This window comes from Nakamurella sp., from assembly GCF_048594475.1.
Classification (GTDB): Bacteria; Actinomycetota; Actinomycetes; order Mycobacteriales; family Nakamurellaceae; genus Nakamurella.
The window spans coordinates 1-9769 of the sequence record NZ_JBMDXT010000567.1; the positions used below are offsets into that span (position 1 = coordinate 1).

Annotated in this window: 6 protein-coding genes and 1 pseudogene; 6 read left to right on the plus strand and 1 reads right to left on the minus strand. The window is 71.8% G+C overall.

The window, feature by feature from the left end; translation table 11 throughout:
* A partial coding sequence (locus ACOJUF_RS25455) for an RICIN domain-containing protein (protein ID WP_420124599.1) occupies positions 1 to 3654 on the plus strand: 3654 nt, incomplete at its 5' end.
* Positions 3655 to 3735: 81 nt separating this feature from the next.
* On the opposite strand, the gene ACOJUF_RS25460 is transcribed toward ACOJUF_RS25455, so the two are convergent.
* Complete coding sequence (locus ACOJUF_RS25460; protein WP_420124600.1) at positions 3736 to 4494, minus strand: DUF4118 domain-containing protein; 759 nt, start codon at positions 4492 to 4494, stop codon at positions 3736 to 3738.
* A 245-nt stretch (positions 4495 to 4739) separates the two neighbouring features.
* Between ACOJUF_RS25460 and kdpF the strand changes: the two genes are divergently transcribed.
* The 5 genes and pseudogenes from kdpF to ACOJUF_RS25485 all read left to right on the plus strand — a co-directional run.
* Complete coding sequence (gene kdpF, locus ACOJUF_RS25465) at positions 4740 to 4832, plus strand: K(+)-transporting ATPase subunit F (protein WP_420124601.1); 93 nt, start codon at positions 4740 to 4742, stop codon at positions 4830 to 4832.
* A 1-nt stretch (position 4833) separates the two neighbouring features.
* Positions 4834 to 6489 (plus strand): potassium-transporting ATPase subunit KdpA, encoded by a 1656-nt coding sequence (kdpA, locus tag ACOJUF_RS25470; protein ID WP_420124602.1) that lies wholly within the window; start codon positions 4834 to 4836, stop codon positions 6487 to 6489.
* Positions 6490 to 6512: 23 nt separating this feature from the next.
* Positions 6513 to 8735 (plus strand): potassium-transporting ATPase subunit KdpB, encoded by a 2223-nt coding sequence (kdpB, locus tag ACOJUF_RS25475; protein ID WP_420124604.1) that lies wholly within the window; start codon positions 6513 to 6515, stop codon positions 8733 to 8735.
* Positions 8735 to 9607, plus strand: a complete 873-nt coding sequence (locus ACOJUF_RS25480) for a potassium-transporting ATPase subunit C (RefSeq protein ID WP_420124603.1) — start codon at positions 8735 to 8737, stop codon at positions 9605 to 9607. The genes kdpB and ACOJUF_RS25480 overlap by 1 nt, the downstream gene beginning before the upstream one ends.
* A 24-nt stretch (positions 9608 to 9631) precedes the next feature.
* Positions 9632 to 9769: pseudogene (locus tag ACOJUF_RS25485) on the plus strand (sensor histidine kinase KdpD); the annotation flags it as partial.

Here is a 9769-nt window from a genome sequence, read left to right on the forward strand (position 1 = left end):
GTGTCGCCCGCCGCGACGACGACGACCGCCGCCACGACACCGGCCACCACCTTCACGCTGTCGTCCGCGGCGCGCAGCCTGCTGGCCGGCCTGCAGTTGGACGTCGGTTCCGGGACCGTCACCGGCACCCTCACCGGATCGGTGCTCACGGTCACTGTCGGGGCGCCCGCCATTCCGTTCCAGTTGCCCGTCGCCGGTCAGACCGTGTCTTTCACCGGCGCCACCATGACCATCGACGAGTCCACCAAGACCTTGACCCTGACCGCGAACGTGGCCGCCACCAACGGACTCGGCGGGTCGCTGACCGTCACCGTCGCCCACGCCGACACCACGGACCTGTCCGGCACCGACCTGACCGCGACCGTCGACGTCACCGGGATCTCGGTGCTGGGCACCACCGTCGAGGTGTCCGGGTCACTGTCCTCCACCGGCGGCACGCTGGCCGCCTCGCTGACCGGAACGCTGAGCGCCGACGCGGTCGTGGCCGACGGGGTGCTCACCGTCAAGGGCGGCAGCACCATCACCCTGGCCACCGGCACCGGCCTGAGCATCAACGGCACCGCGGTCCTCGGCTCCGGCGCGACCGCCTTCACCGTCGCGGTCAGCGGCACCGTCAAGGACGGCCAGAACTGGTCGCTGACCGTTGACAACACTGCCAACACTGCCGACACCCAGGCATTCAGCCCGATCGACGGCCTGACCATCAGCCCGGCGTTCACCGGGTCGATCACCGACACCGCCGGCGCGATCACCTTCGACGTCGCCGGCGACGACACCGGGAGCTGGACGACCGGCGGCGCGACCCTGTCGCTCACCCACGTCGAGGTCTCCAACGCCGCCGTGCCGAGCGGCTTGGCTTGTCCCGCCGCCGATCCCGGGCAGATCTGGTTCGACGTCCAGGGCGGCCTGGCCGACGCCGCCGCCGGCATCAGCGGCACCGCGCAGGCCTGCGTGGTCCCGGCCGCGAAATCCTTCCAGATCACCGCGAACTCGCCCACCATCGCGCTGCCCCACACCGGCGGCTTCTCGATCGACAACCCGTCCGTCTCGATCACCGGCACCGGTGTCGGCACCGCCCGGGCCACGGTCGCGGTGACCGCAAAGGCGACCCTGACGGTCACCCCGGACAGCGCGCACACGGTGCACGTCCCGGTCACCCTGAACTTCGCCGACGACGGCAGCTTCACCGCATCGGCCGGGGTCGACCTGGGGGCGCTCGGAGTCGGCACCACCGGCAGCAACGGCACCCTGGTGCTGGCCAGCAAGCAGATCACCGCCTTCGACCCGACCACCGTCGGCGCCTCCGGCGACCCGTTCACCCTGCCGGCCGGGATCACGCTGCTGCTGAACTACCAGCCCACCGGCGCGGTCAGCGCGGCGCTGAACAACCTGCAGCTGCCCACCCCGACGACCATCGCGGTCCGGGCCACCCTGTCCACCAACGGCTTCGCCGCCAGTGCCCATCTGCAGTTCGGCGCCGCCGACCAGGGCGCCAAACTGTTCAAGCAGAACACCCCGGGCGGCGCATCGGCCTACGTCAACGACCTGACGCTGGGCTTCCAGCTGGGTGCCGCCAGTGGCACGCTGACCGTGTCCGGCTCGGCCTTCGTGACGATTCCGAAGCTCTACCCGGACGGCCAGGCGTCGCAGGTCGAGGTGACGCTCGGCGGCAGCCTCGGCGTCAGCACCGACGGCTCGGTGTCGGTCGCCATCCAGTTCGACATCACCGGCCTGGGCGGACCCTGGACCGACGCGTTCGGCATCAAGGGCCTGTCGGTCGGCGAGGTCGCCGGCCGGATCGGCGTCGAGATCAGCCCGACGACCGCCGGCCTCCCGGTGCCCACCCTGGCCTTCAAGGTCGACAACCTCCAGTTGCCGAAGGTCTGGAACGACGCCATCGGCATCCAGGCCGGCGCGACGTCGTCGCTGAACCTCGTCTTCGACGTGAACAACCCCGTCCTGGGCGTCTCGATCGTCGGCCAGAAGACCGCGCAGAACCCGAACGGCATCGCGCTCAAGCCGTTCACCATCGTCAAGTCGGTCGCCGGCAATGCGATCCCGGCCTCCCTGCCGGATTCGGTCCAGGTCAGCACGGCGCAGCTGCTGTTCGCCCCGCTGGGCGGGAACGACGCCACGGGGAACGCCATCAACCCGGGGTCGACGCTGGTCTTCGACAGCACCATCGCCGGAGTTCCGGTGCACGTGGACGGCAACGTCGCCGTCCTGCCCTATCCCACCCTGACCGCCGACGCCACCGTCGGGAACTTCGCGGTGGGACCGGTCACCCTGAACAACACGGACCTGAAGATCAACCTGTCGGCGAACCCGGCGAACCCGCAGGCGGACTTCAGCTTCCACGGCGGCTTCACCGACAAGTACACCGGCATCTCGTTCCTCGCCGGCATCGACGAGGGTGCCTCCGCCTCGATGGCCAACGCGGCCGTCTCCCTGCACATCGCCGGCGGGCTGCCGCAGTACCTGCAGGCCGGCGCGGACCTGGCCGGGTCGGTGTCGGTGAACGGCAGCGGCGCCTCGTTCGCCGCCTCCGGCAACGCGTCGGTGACCGTCGCCGGACAGAACCTGGGATCGGTGCCCTTCAGTTACTCCACCACCAGCGGTGCGCTCTGGCAGCAATTGCAGGGGAGCGCCGGCCAGGTCGCGCAGGCGTTCAAGAACGCCTACGGCTGGACGGACGCGCAGGCGGCCGCCGCGCTGAACACCCTGCGGGCCACACCGTCTCAGATCGCCGGCGCGCTGCAGTCCGCCTACGGCGACGGCTACGACAAGGTCATGCGCGTCCTGCTGACCACCGGTTTCAGCGTCGACAGCGCGATCTCCTCGGTGAAGTCCGTGCTCGGCGCCGCGGACAGCCAGGTGGCGTCCACGCTGTCCCAGCTGGGCTACCAGCAGACCCAGATCACCACCCTGCTCGTCCGGTTCTACGGCGACGCCGACGCCCGGATCGCCTCCGTGCTGCTGGGTCTGGGGAACACGGCGACCAGCGTCGCCGGCACCCTGCACACGGTGTTCGGCGACACCGACCGCCAGGTCGCCGTGGCCTTCCAGCAGATCGGCGTGCCGGCCCAGACGATCCAGGCCGCGCTGACCAACGCCTTCGGTGACGGGCAGGCCGCGATCTACAACCTGATGACCTCCATCGGGTCGGCCGGCTCCGGCACCCTGGACGCCCTGGCCGGCGTGTTCAACTCGGGCGCCTACTCGCCGTCGTCGCACCCCTGGTACTCGGCGCCGCTGCTGTGGGACGTGTCCAACGGCAGCACCGCCGACGGGGCGCCCCTGCTGCAGTGGACCTGGAACGGCGGGCACAACCAGCAGTGGTACGTCCTGCCCACCGACGGCGGGTACGCCGAACTGGTCAACCGCAACAGCGGCAAGTGCCTGGCCGCACCTGATTTTGTTGCCGGACACCAGCTCATCCAGGTGCCGTGCACCGGGAACCCGAGTCAGCAGTGGTACCTGGGCGTCTACCCGGGGCAGAGTCTGACCGGGCAGACGAGGACCGTGCAGAACCGATCCACCGGGCTGTTCGCCGACGTCGCGGGAGCCAGCACCACGGCCGGCGCGGCCATCGATCAGTGGTACTACAACGGCAACTGGAACCAGCAGTGGTACTTCGGTCCGGCCGTCGGGTGATCCCGGCCCCCTGACCAGCGGTACGGCCCCGGCCCGGGACGCTCCGACGCGTCCCGGGCCGATCTGCGTCCGCGGGATCGGTCAGCGGGTGCGCGCCTCGGCGGCCAGGGCCGTGCCGGCCTGGTCGGCCAGCATGGCGGCGACCCGCAGCTGGTTCCGGCCGGGCCGGACCACCCGGGTTGCGGCGGTGATCCGGAAGTGGCCGTAGACGGCGCCGCCGCACCGGACGGGCAGGGCCACCGCCGTGTCGGTGGGCAGCCCCCGGCGGGCCACGTCCACCGGCCGGCCGCCCCGGATCAGGGTGCCGTCGTCGTCGAGAGCGGGCAGGCCGAGCCGGGTGGCCGGGTCGAATCTCACCTCGTCCACCTGCAGGAGCGCGCCGAGCTGGGTGCGGACGAGCTCGACCACCGCACCGCCCGAGGCCGCGCCCGCGGCCACCGCGCCGGCGGTGGAGAGCAGACCGTCCAGATAGCCCTGCTCGCGGCTGGCCGCGGCCTGCTGACGGCGCCCCCAGAGCGCGATCTCACCGACCGCCGCCCCGACCAGCAGCAGCAGGACCGCGGTCTCCACGTCATCGGGATCGGTGATCGTGAACGCGTGCACCGGGGCGGTGAGGAAGAAGTCGAACCCCGCGGTCGCGGCCAGCGCGGCGGCGATGCCGGCCAGCCGGTCGCCGGTGGCCGCCGCCGCGACCACCAGCAGCACCAGGACCAGCACCGCGGTGGTGGTGGCCAGCGCGTCCCCGATCAGCGACAGCAGCCAGCAGGCCAGCAGCGGGACGGCGACGGACGCGGCGAGCAACCCGCCGCGCCGGGCCGGGTGATCTTTCCGGTTGTCCACACCGTCGATCCAACCCTCGGCCGCCCGCGGGCGCCGTCGCGAAAACGTGAAAACCGGCTCGCCGGGCGTAGAGATTTCGTGAAAATGGCTCCCTGCCGGCCGATCCGGGTCTTCCATGGCTCCGGCGGCCGATCCCCGGCCGCGCCTGTCCCTTGCGGAGTGCTCGTGTCCGATCTGATCTTCGTGCTCGCCACCGTGGCGGCGTTCGCCGTGCTCGGCCTGCTCGTCCGGGGGGTGGAACGGCTGTGACGGCCCTGGTCGACGTGATCGGCGCCGTCCTGGCCGTGGCGCTGGTCGGCTACCTGGTGGTCGCCCTGGTCTTCCCGGAGCGGTTCTGAGATGGGCACGATCACCGCGGGCGTGCTGTTCATCGCGTCCCTGATCCTCGCGCTGGCCGTGGCCTACCGGCCGGCCGGCGACTACCTGAGCCGGGTGCTGACCCCGACCCGCCACTCGCGGGTCGAACGCGGGATCTACCGGCTGGTCGGCGTGGACGCCGCCGGCGAGCAGACCTGGGGGGTGTACGCCCGCAGCGTGCTGGCCTTCTCCGCGGTGTCCGTGCTGCTGCTGTACGCCCTGCAACGCCTGCAGGACCGCCTGTTCCTGTCGCTCGGCCTCCCCGCCGTCGCGCCCGACCAGGCGTGGAACACGGCGGTCAGCTTCGTCACCAACACCAACTGGCAGTCCTACTCGGGTGAGACGACGATGGGCTACCTGGTGCAGGCGGCCGGCCTGGCCGTGCAGAACTTCGTGTCGGCCGCGGTCGGCATCGCGGTCGCCGCCGCGCTGGTCCGCGGGTTCGCCCGCCGGTCCACCGACCGGCTGGGCAACTTCTGGGTCGACCTGGTCCGTATCGTGCTCCGGGTGCTGCTGCCGGTCGCGCTGGTCGGGGCGGTCGCGCTGATCGCCGGCGGCGTCGTGCAGAACCTCTCCGCCGGAACGGATCTGACGACCCTGGCCGGCAGCAACCAGCACCTGACCGGCGGGCTGGTGGCCAGCCAGGAGTCGATCAAGGAGCTGGGCACCAACGGCGGCGGGTTCTACAACGCCAACAGCGCGCACCCGTTCGAGAACCCGACCGGGTGGACCAACTGGCTGGAAGTGTTCCTGCTGCTGGTGATCCCGTTCGCGCTGCCACGCACCTTCGGCCGGATGGTCGGCGACGACCGGCAGGGCTACGCGATCGTCGCGGTCATGGGCGTGCTGGCCGTCGGCAGCGTGATCGCGCTGAACGCCCTGCAACTCGCGCACGGCGGGACGGTCCCGCAGGCCGTCGGCGCCGCCACCGAGGGGGTCGAAACCCGCTTCGGCGTCTCGCAATCGGCGACGTTCGCGGCGGCCACCACGCTCACCTCGACCGGTGCGGTCAACTCGTTCCACGATTCCTACACCGCCCTGGGCGGCGGCGTGACGATGCTCAACATGATGCTCGGCGAGGTCGCGCCCGGCGGAACCGGATCCGGCCTGTACGGGATGCTGGTGCTGGCGGTGGTCACCGTGTTCATCGCCGGCCTGATGGTCGGCCGCACCCCGGAGTACTTGGGCAAGAAGATCGGCGCCCGCGAGATGAAGTTCGCTGCGCTGTACTTCCTGGTCACCCCGATCGTGGTGCTGGTCGGGACGGCGGCGGCCTTCGCCACCGGCCGCCAGGACGCGGCCCTGAACACCGGACCGCACGGGCTGTCCGAGATCCTCTACGCGTTCACCTCGGCCGGCAACAACAACGGCTCGGCCTTCGCGGGCCTGTCCGTGAACACCCCGTGGTGGAACACCGCGCTCGGCGTGGCCATGCTGCTCGGCCGGTTCGTGCCGATCATCCTGGTGCTCGGGTTGGCCGGATCCCTGGCCGCCCAGCAGCCCACGCCCGCGTCGGCGGGCACCCTCAAGACCTATCAACCCCTGTTCGTGGGCATGCTGGTCGGCGTCACCGTGGTCCTGGTCGCCCTCACCTACCTGCCCGCGCTCGCCCTCGGCCCGCTGGCCGAGGGTCTGTAGGAGACGAGACCATGACCACCTCCATGACGACGCCCGCGGCGGGCGGGCCGTCCTCCCTCGATCCGGCCGGCGGGACGGTCCCGGCCGGCCCGCGCCGGACCGCAGGCGGGCTGCTCGACCCGCGGCAGCTCGGCCGGTCCCTGCCCGACGCCCTGCGCAAGTTGAACCCGGCGACACTCTGGCGCAATCCGGTGATGTTCATCGTGGAGATCGGGTCGGTCGGCACCACGGTGCTGGCGGTCGCCCAGCCGTCGGTCTTCGCCTGGTCGATCACCGTCTGGCTGTGGTTGACCGTGCTGTTCGCCAACCTGGCCGAGGCCGTCGCCGAGGGCCGGGGCAAGGCCCAGGCCGACTCCCTGCGCCGGGCCAAGCAGGACACGGTGGCCCGCCGGCTGACCGGCTGGACGCCGGGGTCGACGGCGGCGGCCGAACTGGACGTGCCGGCGACCGAGCTGACCGTCGACGACGTCGTCGTGGTCGAGGCCGGCGAGATCATCCCGGGTGACGGCGATGTCGTCGAAGGTATTGCCAGCGTGGACGAGTCGGCGATCACCGGCGAGTCCGCCCCGGTGATCCGGGAGTCCGGCGGCGACCGCTCGGCGGTCACCGGCGGTACCAAGGTGCTTTCGGACCGGATCGTGGTCCGGATCACCCAGCGGCCGGGCGAGAGCTTCCTGGACCGCATGATCGGTCTGGTCGAGGGGGCCAACCGGCAGAAGACGCCCAACGAGATCGCGTTGAACATCCTGCTGGCCTCGCTGACCATCGTCTTCCTGCTCGCCGTGGCCACCCTGCAGCCGATGGCGATCTACTCGGCCGGGCAGAATCCGCCTCCGGCGGGAGCCGGCTCGGTGGTCGTCGGGCCGGACGGGTTGTCCGGGATCGTGCTGGTGGCGCTGCTGGTCTGCCTGATCCCCACCACCATCGGGGCGCTGCTGTCGGCGATCGGCATCGCCGGGATGGACCGGCTGGTGCAGCGCAACGTGCTGGCCATGTCCGGCCGGGCCGTCGAGGCGGCGGGCGACGTCAACACCCTGCTGCTGGACAAGACCGGCACCATCACCCTGGGCAACCGGCAGGCGAGCGAGTTCGTGCCGGTGCCGGGGGTGTCGGCGGCGGAACTGGCCGATGCGGCGCAGCTGTCGAGCCTGGCCGACGAGACCCCGGAAGGCCGCTCGATCGTCGTGCTGGCCAAGTCCGCCCACGGGCTGCGCGAGCGCCACCCGGGCGAGCTGGTCGGCGCCACGTGGGTGCCGTTCACCGCCCAGACCCGGATGTCGGGCGTCGACCTTCCGGTCGCCGGGGGCGTGCGACAGGTCCGCAAGGGCGCGGCCGCCGCGGTGATGGCCTGGGTCCGGGACCACAACGGCCCCCCGGCGCCCGGTGCCCCGGGCGCCGCCACCGCCGGCTCCGTCACCACCACCGTCGGCACCCTCGTCGACGGGATCAGTGCGGGCGGCGGCACCCCGCTGGTGGTCGCCGAGCTGGTGCCCGGCGAGCCGGCCCGGGCCCTGGGCGTCGTCCACCTCAAGGACGTGGTCAAGTCCGGCATGCGCGAGCGGTTCGACCAGATGCGCCGGATGGGCATCCGGACCGTGATGATCACCGGCGACAACCCGCTCACGGCCCGGAGCATCGCCCAGGAGGCGGGGGTCGACGACTTCCTGGCCGAGGCGACGCCCGAGGACAAGATGGCGCTGATCAAGCAGGAGCAGGCGGGCGGCCGGCTGGTCGCCATGACCGGCGACGGCACCAACGACGCCCCGGCCCTGGCCCAGGCCGACGTCGGCGTGGCGATGAACTCGGGCACGTCGGCGGCCAAGGAGGCCGGCAACATGGTCGACCTCGACTCCGATCCGACCAAGCTGATCGAGATCGTCGAGATCGGCAAGCAGTTGCTGATCACCCGCGGGGCGCTGACCACCTTCTCCATCGCCAACGACATCGCCAAGTACTTCGCCATCATCCCGGCCATGTTCGCCGCGGTGTACCCGAGCCTGGACGCGCTCAACGTGATGCGGCTGGCCAGCCCGACCTCGGCGATCCTGTCCGCGGTCATCTTCAACGCCGTCATCATCGTGGTGCTCATCCCGCTGGCCCTGCGCGGCGTCCGGTACACCCCGGGCAGCGCCTCGGCCCTGCTGCGCCGGAACCTGCTGGTCTACGGGCTCGGCGGGATCGTCGTTCCGTTCGTCGGCATCAAGCTCATCGATCTGCTCGTCTCCCTCATCCCCGGGATGTCCTGATGCGCCTGCCCACCTGGTTGTCCCATCACCTGGCCGCGCTGCGGGCGCTGCTGGTGTTCACGGTGCTGCTCGGCCTGGCCTACCCGCTGGTCGTGCTGGCCGTCGCGCAGTTGCCCGGCCTGCGGGACAAGGCGAACGGCTCCCTGGTCTCCTCGGGCGGGGCGGTGGTCGGCAGCGCCCTGATCGGCCAGTCGTTCACCGGTGCCGATGGAGCCGCCCTGATCCAGTACTTCCAGTCCCGGCCGTCGGCCGGCGGGTACGACCCGACCGCCTCCGGCGCGTCCAACCTGGGTCCGGAGAGCCTGGTGGACGGGCCGGCGGCCGGTTCGTCGGACGGCCCGGAGCCGTCCCTGCTCACCCAGGTCTGCGCGCGCAGCCACGCCGCCGGCGAGCTCGACGGGGTGGACGGCGGCCGGCCCTACTGCACGGCCGACGGCGTCGGGGCGGTGCTCGCGGTGTTCCACGACGGCGGGTCCACCGGGCCGGTGACCCGGGTGGTCAGCGTGAACCAGCCGTGCCCGGCCACCCCGTTCACCGGCCGGTACGCCGGCGTCGCCGTCGAGTGCGCGACCCCGGGTGCCGACTACTCCGGCGGGGTGATCACCCCGATCCGCGGCGATGCCGGCCCCCCGGCGGTGCCGGCCGACGCGGTGACCGCCAGCGGCTCCGGGCTGGACCCGGACATCAGCCCGGCCTACGCGGACCTGCAGGCGGACCGGGTGGCCCGGGTCCGGGGGATCGACCCGGTCACGGTGCGGGCGATGATCGCCGACCACACGACGGGCCGGGCGCTCGGGTTCCTCGGCGAACCGACCGTCGACGTGCTCGGGCTCAACATGGAGTTGGATCAGCGGTATCCGTTCGCGGGGTGAGTCGGGGTCCGAAGGGAGGTGCCGGTGGTGCGAGGCCGGTTGCGCGTGTACCTGGGTGCCGCCCCCGGGGTCGGCAAGACATACAAGATGCTGGAAGAGGGGCACCGGCGCCGGGAGCGGGGCACCGACGTGGTGGCCGCGTTCGTCGAGGACCACGGGCGG